The 15,964-nt window shown below is 54.8% G+C and carries 13 protein-coding genes and 1 riboswitch; of the genes, 2 read left to right on the top strand and 11 right to left on the bottom strand.

Features of this window, described 5'->3' with window-relative positions; all coding sequences use genetic code 11:
* The first annotated feature begins 199 nt into the window (after window positions 1-199).
* Together DFQ01_RS22365 and DFQ01_RS22360 are read left to right on the top strand one after the other, a co-directional pair.
* Window positions 200-799, top strand: coding sequence for a hypothetical protein (locus tag DFQ01_RS22365; RefSeq protein WP_110046143.1), 600 nt, complete (start codon window positions 200-202; stop codon window positions 797-799).
* Window positions 800-897: 98 nt separating this feature from the next.
* Window positions 898-1,626 carry a metal-dependent hydrolase gene (locus DFQ01_RS22360; RefSeq protein WP_110046142.1) on the top strand — a complete coding sequence of 243 codons (729 nt, stop codon included), beginning with the start codon at window positions 898-900 and terminating at the stop codon, window positions 1,624-1,626.
* An 81-nt stretch (window positions 1,627-1,707) separates the two neighbouring features.
* Here DFQ01_RS22360 and spoVT read toward each other — a convergent pair whose 3' ends face one another.
* From spoVT to DFQ01_RS22305, 11 genes are all read right to left on the bottom strand, one after another.
* The gene (gene spoVT / locus DFQ01_RS22355) at window positions 1,708-2,250 is read right to left on the bottom strand and encodes a stage V sporulation protein T (RefSeq protein ID WP_110046141.1); all 543 of its coding nucleotides are present in this window, start codon (window positions 2,248-2,250) and stop codon (window positions 1,708-1,710) included.
* Window positions 2,251-2,659: 409 nt separating this feature from the next.
* On the bottom strand, window positions 2,660-4,402 hold the full coding sequence (gene cbiQ, locus DFQ01_RS22350; RefSeq protein WP_146216914.1) for a cobalt ECF transporter T component CbiQ: 1,743 nt from the start codon (window positions 4,400-4,402) through the stop codon (window positions 2,660-2,662).
* A complete protein-coding gene (locus DFQ01_RS22345) occupies window positions 4,359-4,715 on the bottom strand; it encodes a PDGLE domain-containing protein (RefSeq protein ID WP_110046139.1) in 357 nt (118 codons plus the stop codon). The genes cbiQ and DFQ01_RS22345 overlap by 44 nt, the downstream gene beginning before the upstream one ends.
* The gene (locus tag DFQ01_RS22340; protein WP_110046138.1) at window positions 4,687-5,346 is read right to left on the bottom strand and encodes an energy-coupling factor ABC transporter permease; all 660 of its coding nucleotides are present in this window, start codon (window positions 5,344-5,346) and stop codon (window positions 4,687-4,689) included. Before DFQ01_RS22340 ends, DFQ01_RS22345 begins: the two co-directional genes overlap by 29 nt.
* A 240-nt stretch (window positions 5,347-5,586) precedes the next feature.
* A complete protein-coding gene (locus tag DFQ01_RS22335) occupies window positions 5,587-6,411 on the bottom strand; it encodes an ABC transporter ATP-binding protein (RefSeq protein WP_110046137.1) in 825 nt (274 codons plus the stop codon).
* Between the two features lie 12 nt (window positions 6,412-6,423).
* The gene (atzF, locus tag DFQ01_RS22330) at window positions 6,424-8,268 is read right to left on the bottom strand and encodes an allophanate hydrolase (RefSeq protein WP_110046136.1); all 1,845 of its coding nucleotides are present in this window, start codon (window positions 8,266-8,268) and stop codon (window positions 6,424-6,426) included.
* Window positions 8,268-11,960, bottom strand: a complete 3,693-nt coding sequence (gene uca / locus DFQ01_RS22325) for an urea carboxylase (protein WP_110046135.1) — start codon at window positions 11,958-11,960, stop codon at window positions 8,268-8,270. The genes atzF and uca overlap by 1 nt, the downstream gene beginning before the upstream one ends.
* Window positions 11,961-12,155: 195 nt before the next feature.
* Window positions 12,156-12,812, bottom strand: coding sequence for an urea amidolyase associated protein UAAP2 (locus tag DFQ01_RS22320; protein WP_110046180.1), 657 nt, complete (start codon window positions 12,810-12,812; stop codon window positions 12,156-12,158).
* A 70-nt stretch (window positions 12,813-12,882) separates the two neighbouring features.
* Complete coding sequence (locus DFQ01_RS22315; protein ID WP_110046134.1) at window positions 12,883-13,608, bottom strand: urea amidolyase associated protein UAAP1; 726 nt, start codon at window positions 13,606-13,608, stop codon at window positions 12,883-12,885.
* Window positions 13,609-13,638: 30 nt separating this feature from the next.
* Entirely contained in the window at window positions 13,639-14,532 is an 894-nt protein-coding gene (locus tag DFQ01_RS22310) for an ABC transporter permease (RefSeq protein ID WP_425452430.1), read from the bottom strand.
* A 14-nt stretch (window positions 14,533-14,546) separates the two neighbouring features.
* Window positions 14,547-15,554 carry an ABC transporter substrate-binding protein gene (locus DFQ01_RS22305; RefSeq protein ID WP_245946826.1) on the bottom strand — a complete coding sequence of 336 codons (1,008 nt, stop codon included), beginning with the start codon at window positions 15,552-15,554 and terminating at the stop codon, window positions 14,547-14,549.
* Window positions 15,555-15,609: 55 nt separating this feature from the next.
* Window positions 15,610-15,775: riboswitch (guanidine-I (ykkC/yxkD leader) on the bottom strand.
* Window positions 15,776-15,964: the final 189 nt, after the last annotated feature.

The raw sequence follows: 15,964 nt of genomic DNA, 5'->3' as shown, positions 1-15,964 counted from the left end.
ACCTTCCATTCCATACGATTCCTTCAATTATAACAGGTATTTGCTCATTATCGCCTTATTTGACGCCAAAATGTCCAAAAACGACACCTAGACAAGCCGTAAAAACTCATGTGGAAAAATAGCCAATTTTGTACAACTTTTTACCGATTTATGCATCTAACTAAATGTTCAAACAATTTGTGAATAAGGAGGTGCTCCATTGAGGGCCAAGACGTTCAAAACCGTCCTCGTTTCGGTCGTTGCGCTGTGCTGCTTCGGCACCAGTATGGCGTATGGGGATGCTTTGACTAAAAAAATTCGCGTTTTCATGAACGGTCAAGAGCTGTTCAACCTTGGCGTTGTGGTCGATGACAAACCGTATCTGGCGGTTGACGCTGTCGCTAAACAATATAAAGGAATTACGGCATGGGATGAGAAGAAGCAGACTCTCAGCATTGACACGCCTAACGTCCACATGGCTACGAGGGAGACGAAGGAGGGCGGCTCGATTTTTGGTGCTGTGGCTAAGAACCAGAAGGTTTCCTTCAACGTATTCACCCAGATTGACTCCCTTGATACCGACATTTCTTCTTTCAAAATTACGCTCGTCGATCCATACGGCAGCGAGACGCTGATCGAAGAACGCAAATCCGGACAAAGCAATTTCCCGGAGAAAGGGAAGACGAGCTTCTGGATTAACAGCGCTGAAATTACATACAAATTTACCGTCTCCGGCGATTATACGGTCCGCTTCTACATGAAACCGGTCGGGGATGTCAATTCGTATGTTGTATCGGAGAAATTGATTATTTGTACGTAACGCCCATATGCAAACATATGTTTGCATATGCCGACTATTTCCACTACAATAGGGATATTCGCTTACGCGCCATTGAAAGTTGAAAGGCGGTGTGCCCTATGAAAGGCTCCTCGCATCTTGTCGTCAGCACCGGCATATCGCTTGCATTAACTGCACTCATCCAACCATCTTTAACACCTATGGCGGCAGCGGCCGCCGTCATCGGCAGTCTGCTGCCGGATCTTGATGAACCAAACGGGCTGCTCGCGAACCGTACGTTTCCGAAGGCGGCTATTCGAGCACTGCAGGTAGTTATCCTGCTCGCAGCAGGCGCTGTTGTCTGGCTGACGAGCACACAGTATCCATGGAATTGGGCAGCAGGTTCTGTCATTGGACTAACCGCATTCGCCTCCATCCGCTGGCTTCGCACGCTGCTAATGCTCATTGTTGGCGGTGCGCTTACAGTAGCTGGCGTCATCTACGACACGCGCCTATCCGCCGCTGGATTGACGCTCGTCGTCAGCGCACTAGCGCCCCATCGCGGATTTACGCATACGCTGTATGCAACCGGATTATGGACCGCAGCACTGTATTGGATGGCGCCGGATGAACTTAGCGTTCCGATTGCAGGCGGTCTATCGTACCTGCTGCATCTGCTCGCCGATGCCTTATCCCAGCGTGGCATTCAGCCATTGCCGCCCATTCCTTGGAAGCTTCGCGTCCCACTCATGCGCTCGGGAAAATTCAGTGCGGCGGTCGTCGAGACGACCGCGGTTGGCTTTACCTTCATTCTCGTCTGGATCGTATTCGTCCAGATGGGCCACTGGCGGGTATGGATTGGCTTCTAGCCGCCGCACACAACAAACAGCCTTCTCCTTATACCCGGTCTATGACTCGGCAAGGGGAAGGCTGTATATGTGTATGAAACTTTATTGCTCCATTTGCTTGCCGAGGAAGCCGGCAGCAGTCTCCGCCATCTTTTGTTCCATTTGCGACATCTTGACGCCATCTTCCTTCGAGAGCAGGACAACCGTTCCGATCGGGTCGCCGCCCGCAATAATTGGTGCAGCGACGTAAGATGCGAACGTTTCATTCATGTCCTTGATCAACTCGATGTTGCCGCTTGATGTCTCGATGACCGTTTTACGATTTTCCATACAATTCTCAAGCACGGATCCAACTGACTTGTCCAGAAATTCCTTCTTGGATGCGCCAGCGACAGCAATAACGGTATCCCGGTCCGAAATAATCGTCACATGCCCTGTGCTCTCGGACAACGATTCCGCGTACTCCTTCGCAAAGTCGCCCAGCTCACCAATCGGGGAATACTTCTTCAAGATGACCTCGCCGTCGCGGTCCACGAAAATTTCGAGCGGATCACCTTCACGGATGCGAAGCGTCCTCCGTATTTCTTTCGGGATTACTACACGGCCCAGATCGTCGATGCGACGCACAATACCAGTTGCTTTCATGTCTTGTTGCCCCACTTTCCCTGAAGATTTTAAGTCCACTGGTTACCTGCCGCCGGTAATCGCATTGTGAAGCGTGTCCTGATGACAAATGTATAAGCGTGAGAAAACCTCTAACGATGTCATCCAAAAATGTGCGACCGCGTTTAGAGGAGGGTTTTATCACCAATAAAAATTTATTTACCCCTGAAGCCCGGGATTTTAACAATTCTTATGTGGTAGAAAACCGCCGCTTAGTCCGTCCGCTTATATCGAAGAAGGGATGCTTGGAACTTGACCATAGTATTCATCCCCTCCCATATTCTTATTCGTCGCCTCGCTGGCGACAAGTAAGGCGAGGTGTTCGCCGCCTGACAGCATTTGTGCAGCTCGTCGTGCCAGCTGGCAATTCAATGCTCCATTGGGCTCGCTGTTATCCTTCCCGCTGGCGTGTTTCTCCATCCATCCGATTAACAGATCTTAATTTCAACGCTTCGCCGCCCCGCATGACCAGCTGCCAGATCGCTTGCGCGGCGTCCTGCACCGTTCTTGGCTGAACATGGCCTTGATCTTGCAGCAGCCGGAACGGCCGCGCCAGTCGAGGCAGGTGAAGATCCGCATTCGATAACAGCTCTGGTTCAAACAACAGCTCTGGCGAGCCGGACGCAAGCAGCTTGCCTTCCTTCATCATAAGCACATCCGTCGCCCATTCCGCTGCAAAATCAACATCATGCGTCGCAACGATGACCGTCAGTCCATCGCTGTGCATCGCCTCCAATAGCTGCTGCAGCTGATCCCGACTCTTCGGATCAAGAAACGCCATCGGTTCATCGAGGACGATAACGTCCGGCTTCATCGCGAGTACGCCTGCGATCGCAACTCGACGTTTCTGACCATAACTCAGCTCGAATGGCGAGCGACTGTCGAAGCCCTCCAGCCCGACTGCGTGAAGAGCTTCGGCTACTCGCTGCTGCACGGATGTCTCATCAAGCCCTAGATTACGCGGTCCAAAGGCAACGTCTTCACCAACCGTCGGCGAGAAAATTTGATCGTCCGGGTCCTGATAAACGACGCCGATCCGTCTTCTAAGCAGCTGCGCATTGCTGCTCGACATCGGCTCGCCGAATATCGTCACCTCACCGGAAGATGGCTGTTCAAGACCGTTGAGCAGCGCGATCAATGTGGACTTGCCCGCGCCGTTAGGCCCCATGAGCGCCACCTTCGCTCCTTGTCTGATGCTGAACGATAAGCCGTTAAGCGCCTGCCGACTTCCATAATGGAATGTGGCCTCCCGCACCTCAATGGCTGGCTTCATGTAACAGCCCTCCTTCACAGCTTTATTTGATGTATCGGTTGTGTTTGAGTTGCCCTCTACTAATGAATCAATGTTATTCACGCGACGTACCTCGTTATCGCTGAGAGCTGACTGCGTAATGCCCATACTTCCGCTGAAGCCGCCTCGCGCTGCGATCGACTGATAAATCCGCCCGCTTCGGCTGTACGCTCGAACGAACAGAACGCCAAGCAGCTCGCCCAAGCGATTCCACGTCCGGCTTCTCCAGCGCCAATCCTTTAATTGAAGGCCGCGAGCGCGCTGCGCATGCAGCATTCCCCTTGCTTCCTCTCGAAGAAGCCCGCTATAACGCATCATAAGTACGGTCATCTCAAGCAGCACCGCAGGCATGCCGATGGCACGGAGGCTTGCGATCAGCTGATACACAGGCGTAGACAATAGGAGGGAAGTGAGAAGCAGATTCGCACCTATAATTTTGAGCAATAAAACAAATGCATGTCGGACTCCCTCCTCCGTCGCCGTCCAGCCGCCTACATGCAGCAGCGCGGTGCCGCCAGCAGGATGCTGGAACGGAACAAGGACAATCGTGCCGAGTGCAAATGGGATGATAAGCAGCATGCGGGATGCGATTGCTCGAGGAGAATGTCTGCACCATAGCAGCATCCACAATAATAAACATCCTGCCGCTCCAACGAGAACGGCAGGATGTCTGAATAACATCAATGTTGCTAATAAGCCGAGCACCGACAGGACGCGTCTGCGTGACTGCCGAAGCGGCTGCTGTGGAGCTGATCCTGCAGTTGCAGCACCGTCAGCATTGTCAGATGCTTCTATCGGGTTAGGTGCGATCGATTCCTTCCAATCCATTTGTTCGTCGCTCAATCCGATCCCCTCCACTTCTCGTTAACGAACGAGTCACGCCGAATAAAACACCAACCATAATGACAATACCGATTCCGCCCGCCAATCCAATGCTAACGACCGACCAAGGAATGCCCGCTACTTCATAATCCGGAATGACGGCAAGCTCATTAACGGCCGTCCCCTTATCCAGAAACCCGTGATCCTCTGCCACCCGCTCCAGTCCGTCTGGATGCGGCGATGCCCAAGGCGATAATAAACAAGCAATGACAATCGTAATAAGGGCCAGCACGATCCAGCGTCTTTTATGCTCGGTTACGCGATACGCGCTCATGTCCCAGGCCCCCTCTCGTCATGACTGCACTTCGTTCCATGAGGTAGCCGGTCACCAACATTGTAATGAAGCCTTCACCGATGCCGATCAGCATGTGCCAGCCGACCATAGCCGTCAGCGCGGTAGCTAAATTGAACGTACCGGAGAAAGCAAGCAGTATCGCTACGCCTGCCGATGCCGCTACAATGGACAGCCAAGCTGACATCCAAGCGATGATTGCCCTACCTTTCCCCTTAAATAACCTCATAGCTGACATATAACTACCATAACCTACGAAGCATCCGATGAATCCCGTACAAAGTACATTCGCACCAAGCGCCGTAATGCCGCCATCCTGATAAACGATTGCTTGCACAAGCAGCACCGCCGTCATAACGATCGAACCAATCCATGGACCGAACAGAATCGAAACCATCGTCCCGCCGAGAAAATGGCCAGAAGTCGCACCCGCAATAGGGAAATTGATCATCTGCGCAGCGAACACGAACGCTCCGACGAGCGCGATAAGCGGCACACGCTTCGGCTCCAGCGCAAGCTTCGCTTGGCGAAGGCTGTAGGTGACAGCACCCGCTCCGACTACTGTCGTCGTAATCCACGTCTTCGCGTCTAGAAACCCATCCGGAATGTGCATACGTATAATCCCTCAAATCTTATGTTAGATTATCTAACATCCTTGTTTTCCCATTATCAAGCATCCCTTCCCATTCGTCAAGTAGTTTGAAAGGATCATTTTGGTTACGATTAGCTACCGCCCTATTGGAAAATAGCGTCAAAACGAAGCATGCACCAACCTCACTGCTGTCGATTAGCTGTTCAAGCTAACCTCATCAGTCTTAGATTGGTGCATGCATTCGTCATCACGGTTTCCGCTTTAGTCATGCTTCAGCAGCTGCGCCAGCTCGCGTTTCATCTGTAGAAAGGCAGGCAGCTCACGCACGTCCGCTGTCCGCTCTGTCGGGAGATCGACGCGGAACTCTCGGATGATTCTTCCCGGATGAGCGCCCATCACGACAATGCGCTGCGACAAGAAAATCGCCTCGTCGATATCATGTGTAATGAACAAGACCGTCGTTTTCTCCTTCTCCCACACCTCGAGCAGCATCTCCTGCATCTCGACCTTCGTCTGCGCATCCAGCGCTCCGAACGGCTCATCCATCAGCAGTACCTTCGGTCGATTCGCCAATGCGCGTGCAATCGCGACGCGCTGTTTCATCCCGCCCGACAGCTGCTTCGGATAGCTGGATGCGAACTTCTCCAGACGGATGATGCGCAGCCAGTGGCTGGAGATGCCACGCCGTGCAAGCGTCGGAACGCCTTTGAGCTTAAGCCCATACTCGATGTTCTCCCGCACGGTCAGCCAAGGGAACAGGGTGTAGCCTTGGAACACCATGCCCCGCTCCGCCCCAGGGCCGATAATGTCTTCACCATCTAAGGTCAGTTCACCGGATGTCAGATCCTCAAGTCCGGCAACGATGCGCAGCAGCGTCGACTTGCCGCACCCCGATGGACCCAGAATGGTCACAAACTCATTCTCGCCGATCGTCAGGTTAATGTCCTTAAGCGCTTGGAACTGGCTCGTACGCGATTCATATACCTTCTGCAGGTTCTGAATGTCGATTCTTCCACGGTCGGCGCTTGTACTTTCCTGTGAACGCTGCTCATTCACCACTGCTACTGCTTCGCTCGTCGTTTGCATCCGAACCCCTCCTTAAGATGTGACACTGCTCCGTTCGTTCATATAAGCTCGCCAGCCGCCCCATGCCGTAATATCTGCCGCCGTTTGCTCGGCATATCCTTCGCAGATGAAGCCCGTTACCTCTGTCCCGTCCGCCAGTTCAATCTTGCCAATACCGAGCGGTGCCGGAATTGCAGCCGTGAAACCGCCGAATGCCGCAACGGGCATCTCCCATATTTCCACGGCGATCGACGCACCGCCATCTGGCAGCTTTATGAGCCCCGGCTTTATCGGTGTCGTCGCTAACTCCAGAAGCTTATATCGTGCTGCCGTATAGGTTTCTTCTATAAAATGTGCTCCGCACGCTAGCATCTGAGGCTCCAACGGGAACCCGCGCATATGCAGGCCAGCCACCGCAACTCGCATTGTAGCCCCCGCTGCTGCCGCCGTGTCTGCACAATCGGTACGAGAATGGATGCTCGCCGTTTCAACCGCCTTCGCCTTCGTTTCACCGTTAGTACGGGGCACCTCTTGCTTACCCGCAAGCCTTTCGGCCACCCCGCGAACGAGGCCCTCTTGCTCCGCTACGCTGAATAACGTAATGCCGAACGGCAGCCCTTCGTCAGCCAATCCCGCCGGAATTGCGATAGCACATAGATCAAGCAGGTTGCAATGGTTCGTATAGCGGCCCATGTCACGATTCGTTGCCAGCGGGTTCTCCCGTACCTGCTCACGTGTCCACGTACCGCCTGCGGTTGGAAGAATAACGACTGCATCCCGTAATAATTCCTGCGCCTCTCGCTTATAGCGCTGCAGCTTGTGCATCGCCCCGAATAAAGATGACGCCGAGTACCGCTCAGCCCCGGATCGAACAATTTGTTCCGTTACGGGATGCGTAGAGCCCGGGTTCGCTTCAATGAAGCCGTGAAGTCCCGACCAGCGCTCTGCTACCCAAGGACCTTCATATAACAACGCCGCAGCAGCGGCAAAAACGGCTGTATCCACATATTCGACCGGAATATCGATCATCTTCAATTGCTGCACAGCCTGCGCCCAAGCTCCTTCATACTCAGCAGCGAACGGCCCATAGAATGACGGCGTCTCGACTGGCAGCAGCAGCTTCAGTGGTACAACCGGCTCGGGGTCCGACAGACGGCGCGACCACGCATCTTCGGCATGATAACCGCGTGCGACAGCATCAACCGCATAGACATCATCCAATTCGGCCGCGAATACCGTTACGCAGTCGAGACTTTCGCAGGCGGGCACAACCCCCTTCACCGGCCAAGCGCCAAGACTTGGCTTGTAGCCGACCAGCCCGTTCAGCGCTGCAGGTACACGGCCGGAGCCAGCCGTGTCTGTTCCGAGCGAGAATGCGGCTTGGCCGCGTGCCACCGCAACGGCCGAGCCCGAGCTCGAGCCGCCGCTGATTAGCTCCGGACGAAGCGAATTGTGCGTCTCGCCGTACGGACTACGCGTGCCGACGAGACCGGTGGCGAACTGGTCGAGGTTTGTTTTGCCGACAGGAATCGCACCCGCTGCAAGCAGCCGCTCAATCACCGCCGCATGATCGTCCGGCGTATACGCAAAGTCCGAGCAAGCAGCCGTCGTTGGAACACCCGCGAGATCAATATTGTCTTTGATCGCGAACGGAATGCCCCATAACGGGCAATCGGATGGATCGAGCGTCCGAAGCCATTCGAGATAAGGCCGAATCCATTCCGCCGAAGGCGGCGTAATCCAAATATTCATGTCCGCATCCGCTTCAGATCGGCGAATGATCTCTGTAACGACTTCCTCCGGCGTAATCGTTCCGTTCTTATACTGCTCCTGCAGCCACGATATCGTCAGTTGCTCAGGCAGGATCGTCTTCGTCATCAGACTGTCACCTCCGCCTCAGATGGCTGCATCGCAACGATCAGCTGTCCCGCTTGCACGGCATCGCCCGGTTTTACATAATGGGCACTTACGATAAACCCGTCGCAAGGCGCCTGCTGGGAAAACTCCATTTTCATACTCTCTACAATAAGAAGCGTGTCGCCCTTCTTCACCTGTTGACCCGGCTCGATGAGCACCTTCCACACACTGCCCGGCATATTGCAGCGTACCGCTTCCGTACCGTCCGGCAGCTCTTCGTCCCCCGCGTTCTGCTGGGTTTCCGGCTCCGAAACATACCCCGCTAGGCCAAGTTCATGCCACCGTTCCCTCTCCGCTTGGAATGCAGCTTGCTGTGTGGTGCGGAATGTATGCGCACTGTCTTCAATCGAGTCCAAGAACTGCAAGTATTGACCGAGGTCGAATGTCGTCTCTGTAATCGATACCTCATATCGACCGCGCGGGAAGTCCTCCCGCAGCTGCAGCAGTTCATCGGCGCTAACCGGATAGAATTGAATTTGGTCAAAAAATCGGAGCAGCCACGGTTTGCCGTCCTTGAAGCTATCGGTCGCACTTCGCAGACGGTTCCACATTTGAATCGTGCGCCCCACGAACTGATAGCCGCCCGGACCTTCCATGCCGTATACGCACATATAGGCGCCGCCGATCCCAACAGCATTCTCCGGTGTCCATGTGCGGGCCGGATTGTACTTCGTCGTGACGAGTCGATGACGGGGATCGATCGGCGTTGCCACTGGTGCGCCAAGATAGACATCGCCCAGTCCCATGACGAGATAGCTTGCATCATAGACGATACGCTTCACGTCTTCGATCGAATCCAGCCCGTTGACGCGGCGGATGAATTCTAGATTGCTCGGGCACCAAGGCGCGTCCGGACGTACGCCCTGCTGATAACGCTCAATCGCGAGCTGCGTCGCCGGATCATCCCACGACAGCGGCAGCTTAATGATGCGGGAAGGAACTTGAATCGATTCAAGCGGCGGCAGCTGGCGATCCAGTTCCAGCAGCCGCGCGCACGCCTCTTGCATCGTCATATGATTACGGTCGATGTGCACCTGCAGCGAACGAATACCTGGCGTCAGGTCAACAACTGGAATCGCTCCATCTGCCACAATCGCCTGCATAAGAGCATGTACTTGGAAGCGCAGCTTCAGATCGAGCTCCATCGGACCATATTCAACGAGCAAGTTCTCGTCGCCGCTGCACCGAATCGTAATCGGGAATGGACGATTTCCACTTTCCTGCACGAGAATCGGATACTGCGGATCAAACGGCCGTTCAGCCGGAAGCTTCATTGCCCGGGCAATAACGGCAGCCGTGTCCGCCAACATCTGCGGTTCCCCTAGCGCATCTTCACCAATCGCATTAAGCCACACATGCTGCGCTTCACGAAGTCCGTCCGCCTCCTCAAGCGTCAGCAGTCGGAAGCGAACTTTATCGCCGGGACGCAGCTGGCCGAGCTTCCAGAACTCCGCCGAAGCCGTCGTTACCGGACAGACGAAGCCACCCAAGCTTGGGCCATCGGGTCCAAGCAGAATCGGCATATCACCCGTCAGGTCAAGCGTACCAACTGCGTAGGCGTTGTCGTGAATGTTCGATGGGTGAAGCCCCGCTTCCCCACCATCTTCACGCGCCCACAGCGGAGCAGGCCCGATCAGTCGCACGCCCGTACGGGAGCTGTTGAAGTGCACCTCATAGCTCGTAGCCGCTAGCTCGGCAAGGAATGCCGGCTTCAAATATTCCTGTGTGCTGTGCGGACCCGGGACGACACCGATTGTCCATTCACGCGTTAACGCAGGGCGCTCCGACACAGGAAGTTCCGCCTGATAATCTGCCAAACTTGCTAGATTTCTCGCATCCTCTACCGATTGCCGCACACCCAGTACGTCGCCTGTTCGCAATGCACGACCGCCATGACCACCGAAGCCGCCAAGCGTGAACGTCGATGAGCTGCCAAGAATGTGCGGCATATCGAGTCCGCCAGCGACGAGCAGGTAAGTGCGAAGCCCCGACTTCGCTTCACCGAAACGAAGCACCTGACCACGACGCGCGAGCACCGGTTTGTAGAGGGGCACCTCGTCTTGTTCGAGCTTCGCATCCATATCTGCACCCGTAAGACAGATCCAGATGTCGCTGCGGAACGTATAGGAGCCGCCGCGCAGCGTCAGCTCAATGCCTGCCGCATCATCGGCGTTCCCAAGCAGCCGGTTGCCGATACGGAACGACAACGGGTCCATCGGTCCGCACGGCGGAACGCCGACATCCCAATGGCCTCTTCGGCCTGGATAGTCCTGTACCGTCGACTGCACGCCGCCATCAAGCACTTCAATGGCATGCTCGGATGGCTCGAAGCTGTTCAACAGCCGCGTATACACGTCGCCGTCAATAACAGCCTGCTCCTGCAGCAGCGTCTGCAAATAAGACAGGTTCGTCGTAATGCCGTACATCCGCGTCTCCGACAGCGCCTTGATTAGCTTCGCGATAGCATCGTTGCGATCGCGGCCGTGCACGATGATTTTGGCCAGCATCGGATCATAAAGCGACGTTACCGTGATGCCATCCCGGACCCACGTCTCATTGCGAGCATCTTCCGAGAATACAGCGCGGTCCAGCTGACCGGCGCTCGGACGGAAGTTGTGGTGACAGTCCTCCGCATAGATACGAGCCTGCATGCTATGTCCTTGCGGTGTCGGCACGAACGAATCGAGACCGTGCAGCTCATCAGCCGCTTCCTTCACCATCCATTCGACCAGATCGACGCCGAGCACTTCCTCCGTTACGCCGTGCTCCACCTGCAGCCGCGTATTCACCTCGAGAAAATAAAACTCGCTCGTCGACGGGTCATACAGAAACTCGACCGTTCCCGCGCTGCGATAGCCGGCCTCCGCAGCCAAGCTGCGCGCCGCTTCGAACATTCGCTCGCGAACATCCTGCGTTAACTTCGGCGCTGGACTCTCCTCGATCACCTTCTGGTTGCGGCGCTGAATGGAGCAGTCACGTTCGCCGAGCGCCGCAACCTCGCCAAATCGGTTGCCGAAGATCTGCACCTCGACGTGTCTCGCCTTGGCGATGTATTTCTCCAGGAATACGCCGCCGTTCTTGAAGTTCGCCTCTGCCAGATGGCGGACCGACTCGAATGCGTCGCGCAGCTCGCGTTCGTCAGCGCATACGCGCATGCCGATACCACCGCCGCCAGCAGTACTCTTCAGCATGACGGGATAACCAATGCCCGAAGCGGCGACTACCGCTTCCTCCAGCTCTGTAATAAGCGGCGTACCTGGCGCAAGCGGCACGCCAGCCTTCTCCGCCAGCTCGCGGGCGGAGTGCTTCAGTCCGAACATCTCCATCTGTTCGGGCGTCGGTCCGATGAACGCGATGCCGCGCTCCCGGCAAGCGCGGGCGAAGTCCGCGTTTTCGCTCAGGAAGCCGTATCCGGGATGGATCGCTTGCGCGCCGGTCTGCTCCGCTACTTGCAGAATAAGCTCTGCGTTCAAGTAGCTGTCCTTCGCTGCCCCTTCCCCGATCAGCACCGCTTCATCGGCTAAATCTACGTGCAAGCTGTCCTGATCGGCCTGTGTATAGACGGCCACAGAGGCGATACCCAGCCTGCTCAGCGTGCGCTCAATACGAACGGCGATGGCACCGCGATTGGCGATAAGTATTTTGTTGAACATTATGATCCTCTCCATCCCGCATAATTGCCTGCGTCTATCTATCCGTACATGCTCATACGTTCGATTGTCAGCACCGAGAAGGTTGGATGAAAGCAGGAATGAGGATCGGAGCGTAGTGAAGTGCTACGTGAGAACCGGAAGTCGCTGCTTCATGCAAGATTCGATGCCGACGTTGCTTCTTGTACTGCTTCGTGATCACAAGCGAGCTTCGTTCCAGATCAGCACGCGCACCGGCGTCGGATTGTAAGCATTACACGGATTGTTCAGCTGCGGACAGTTGCTGATGAGTACCATCGTGCGAGCGATCGCTTGCATCTCGACATAAGCGCCTGGCGACGAAATCCCGTCTGCAAACGTCAGTCCCCCATCTTCTGAAACCGGCACATTCATGAAAAAGTTAACGTTCGGCGCCAGATCGCGCTTCGTGTACCGCTCATCGCCCTGCTTCGCCAGTTGAAGCATGAACGTATCGCGGCAGTTGTGCATATACAGCTTCTCGTGCGCATATCGCACCGTATTGCTCTCAGCCGAGCAGCTGCCGCCGACCGTATCGTGTCGACCGCATGTATCAGCAACGATCTCAACAAGCGGCTTACCGGATTCCGCCCGCAGCACCGAACCTGTCGTTAAGTAGATGTTGCCTTGTGCAGCAATCGTCGCAACCGCACTATAATGATCCTCCGGATTGTCTGCGTCGTAGAATATCGTATCCGCAGCCTGATTCCCTTCCATATCAACAATGCGCAGCACCTGACCCGGCTCCAGCACGTGCATCCAGCCATCACCTGCCGGAATGACCTCATTCACTATCGCTTCCGATTCTTCGCGCGGCAGCACCACCGCTTCTCCCATAATTGACACAAGCAATCCCTCCCGTTCGATTGTGTATCTCCTGTCCTCGCGTCTAGTTATCTCGCTATATTCACACACCAAGCAGCGTGTAGTATTGCTGCGTATTCTCAAAGGCACGGCGATTCTCGCCTCTGAAATTCATACAATAATCCATGTCATCGACAGGATCTGCCTGCAGCACCTCGACCTTGACCGGTACCGACGGGTATTCCGTCCGCGGGTCGAGCGGGTTAGGCGTATTCGATAAAATGAGCAGGGTATCCATCTCCGTGCGCAGCGTCACCGTTGCGCCCGCTGGGCAATGACCAACGTCGTATTGCATCGCACCTGAAGCATCAACCGCCACTTTGGAGAATAAATTGACGACCGGCATCATATCTCTTGGTCTCAGCCCATTGCGTACGAGCTCGACTGCGAAGTTCTCTTGACCGCTCCGCAGCCATTCATTGCGCTCCACCTGATAATTCGTGCTGCCGTACTTCGCATCGGTCGCTTCTCGGTACGAATAGCCGCTGATCGGATCATGCCAGCCAAGGCTGTCCTCAACAAAGCTCGCCAGTACGCGTCCGTTATCGCTCATTAGTACGTTGCCGCGTGTATAATGCGCCGTGTACTGCGCCTTCAGCGAATCCGGCATGTTGTAACGCTCCGTCAGATCGCCGGCATGGTAGAGCTGAATCGCTACGTTCGCCCCTGCCTCTAGCGCTGTGAATCGGATAAGCTTGCCGCGCCCGATCGTGCCCGACCATTTGCCGCCCGGGCGTATCGTTGTGTTCCATATCGCATTGCTTTCCATATCGATTGCCTCCTTATCGAATCGTTAATTTTACACCCAAGGGAAGAAACGTTTGTTCATTAGTGCGAATATTCTGTCACTTATGAGACCCAGCAGTCCGATGACGATGATGCCGACGAAGATTTGATCGGTATTCAAGTATCGCTGCGCCTTCATAATGGCGTAGCCTAACCCGCTGTTAACGGCGACGAGCTCTGCAACGACGAGGTACGTCCACGCCCATCCGAGAATGAGACGAAGTGTATGCATCAATTGCGGCTGAATGGCCGGCAGCAGCACGGTCTCGATAACCTTCCAGCGGCTGGCGCCGAGCGTGAACGAGGCTTGCACAAGATCATGTGGTACGCGGCGCACATTGTCGGCAACCATAAGCACGAGCTGGAAGAAGCAGCCGATGAAGATAAGCATCACTTTGGCCCATTCGCCGATACCAACCCAAACCATAATAAGCGGAATGAATGCTACAGCCGGCATATACCGGATGAATTCCATTGGCGGCTCGATGAACGCCTCGCCGAATTTGAACGTACCGGCGAATATGCCGATCGGAATGCCGATTACGCAAGCGAGCAAGAAGCCGCCCATTACGCGGAATACGCTGATGCCGATGTGATGCCAGTAATCCGAAGTCCCAAGCAGATGAATCATCTCCGTCAGTACCTCATGCGGCTTCGGCAGGAAAATCGGGTTGACCGCCTCCGTGTAGCTGAGCGCTGACCATAGTAGAAGCAGCAGCAGGAAGGACGAGCCGGCCGTTATGGCAAACGGCTTAGACCCGATATCCTTGAAAATTTGCATGCGATGCGGCTTGCGCCGCTTCGTCTGTTGCTTGGCCGCCATAGGCACCGCTTCTGCCGAAGGCAGATCAGCGAGCGCCGCCGTTCTCGGCTGAACCTCTTGCTGCGTAACCGTAGATGCGCGCATCGCGCTCGCCTCCTTTATTGTCCTGACACGAACGACGAATCGAAGATTGCGTCGAAGTCATCAATTTTGCCGACCATATCAAGGCCCTGCAGAAACTCAGCTGTCTTCTTTGCTGTGAATGCGAGCGACGAATAGTCCTCTTGCTTACCGAACGCCTGCACGTTGTCTTCCTTCGTGAACAGCTTAATGCTGTCGAGGCCAAGCTTAAAGTCATCCGGCGTCGTCTCCGCCTTGCCTGCAAGCAGCTTAACCGCCTCATCTGGATGCGCCTTGAAGTACGCCAAACCTTCGAACCAAGCATCAACGATGTGCTGGACATCTTCCTTGCGATTCTCCACGACGCTTTCCCGGAACACGAGCAGATCGGGAATGAGACCCGGCGTATCCTTCGAGGAGAACAATACCTTACCTTTACCTTCCGTGACCGCCTTCGTCTGGAACGGCTCCCACAGCACCGACGCGTCCGTTTTACCAGTAATGAAGGCAGGACCCGCATCGTTCACCGTCATGTTCACAAAGTTAACATCACTTTCCTTCATGCCGTTCTGTTCGAGCGCCGTCAGCAGCAGCAGATGATCGACTGTCCCGAGCTCGGTTGCCACTGTTTTTCCAGCCAAATCCTTCACACTCTGAATGCTCGGTTTCGCTACAATCGCATCGCCGCCATTCGAGTTGTCATTCACTAATACCGCCTTAAGACCGATCCCTTTGGACACTGGCGCAAGCGTATCACTAAGCGTCTGTGAGTTCGCATCTACCTTTCCCGTCGCGAGCGCCTGCAGCGAATCGCTGTACACCGGGAACCACTTCAATTCCACGTTAACCCCATGCTTCTCGAACAGACCCTGCTCCTTGACAAGGTACCACATATACCAACCCGGCCAAGGGCTGAGCGCAATGGTAATCGGCTCATCCGCACCGCCCGCCGCCGTTTCCTTCGAAGATCCGCCGCACCCTGTTAAGGCTGCCGACATCATAAGCACAAGCACCATTGCCAGCATCCAGCCACGAAATTTTCTCACCGACTCCACTCCCTTTTTCTGTTCAAAAGTATAAGAAAAAGCCCAGGAGACATGTATCTCCCAGGCTTTTGTCCTTCCGTGTATGCGCGCCTTCCGAACCGCTTCCCGCAGCAGCTGGTTGGCCATCGCACGCCATCTCTCGGACCAGTCTTAACACCTCCATCGCATACTTTGAAGTAGGCAATTAAGGGAGGATCAACGGAACCCTAGACAGCTTTGTCGTTCTTCATCCTGCTGCTCCCGGTACATCGGGCTGGGTGAGAACTCTATTTTCTATTGTAAGGTTATCTAACATCTAACCTTAGTCTATTGGTAAAATCATCATGTGTCAACTACTATGTTAGATAATATAACATTAATATTTTGACATAAAATTGAAAAAGTCGATTTTCGGGCCGAAAAGTCAGACA

It is taken from the genome of Paenibacillus cellulosilyticus, assembly GCF_003182255.1.
GTDB lineage: Bacteria > Bacillota > Bacilli > Paenibacillales > Paenibacillaceae > Paenibacillus_T > Paenibacillus_T cellulosilyticus.
The sequence above is the reverse complement of the archived record's forward strand: the minus strand, read 5'-3'. Positions and strand labels throughout refer to the sequence as shown.

Bases quoted from the DNA above. Each gene is read 5' to 3' on its own strand.
- DFQ01_RS22340 (WP_110046138.1), bottom strand. From the start codon at position 5,346: ATGCACATTCCGGATGGGTTTCTAGACGCGAAGACGTGGATTACGACG.
- DFQ01_RS22335 (WP_110046137.1), bottom strand. From the start codon at position 6,411: ATGCAAACGACGAGCGAAGCAGTAGCAGTGGTGAATGAGCAGCGTTCA.
- DFQ01_RS22345 (WP_110046139.1), bottom strand. From the start codon at position 4,715: ATGAGCGCGTATCGCGTAACCGAGCATAAAAGACGCTGGATCGTGCTG.
- DFQ01_RS22310 (WP_425452430.1), bottom strand. From the start codon at position 14,532: ATGCGCGCATCTACGGTTACGCAGCAAGAGGTTCAGCCGAGAACGGCG.
- uca (WP_110046135.1), bottom strand. From the start codon at position 11,960: ATGTTCAACAAAATACTTATCGCCAATCGCGGTGCCATCGCCGTTCGT.
- DFQ01_RS22315 (WP_110046134.1), bottom strand. From the start codon at position 13,608: ATGGAAAGCAATGCGATATGGAACACAACGATACGCCCGGGCGGCAAA.
- atzF (WP_110046136.1), bottom strand. From the start codon at position 8,268: ATGACGAAGACGATCCTGCCTGAGCAACTGACGATATCGTGGCTGCAG.
- DFQ01_RS22320 (WP_110046180.1), bottom strand. From the start codon at position 12,812: ATGGGAGAAGCGGTGGTGCTGCCGCGCGAAGAATCGGAAGCGATAGTG.
- DFQ01_RS22360 (WP_110046142.1), top strand. From the start codon at position 898: ATGAAAGGCTCCTCGCATCTTGTCGTCAGCACCGGCATATCGCTTGCA.
- spoVT (WP_110046141.1), bottom strand. From the start codon at position 2,250: ATGAAAGCAACTGGTATTGTGCGTCGCATCGACGATCTGGGCCGTGTA.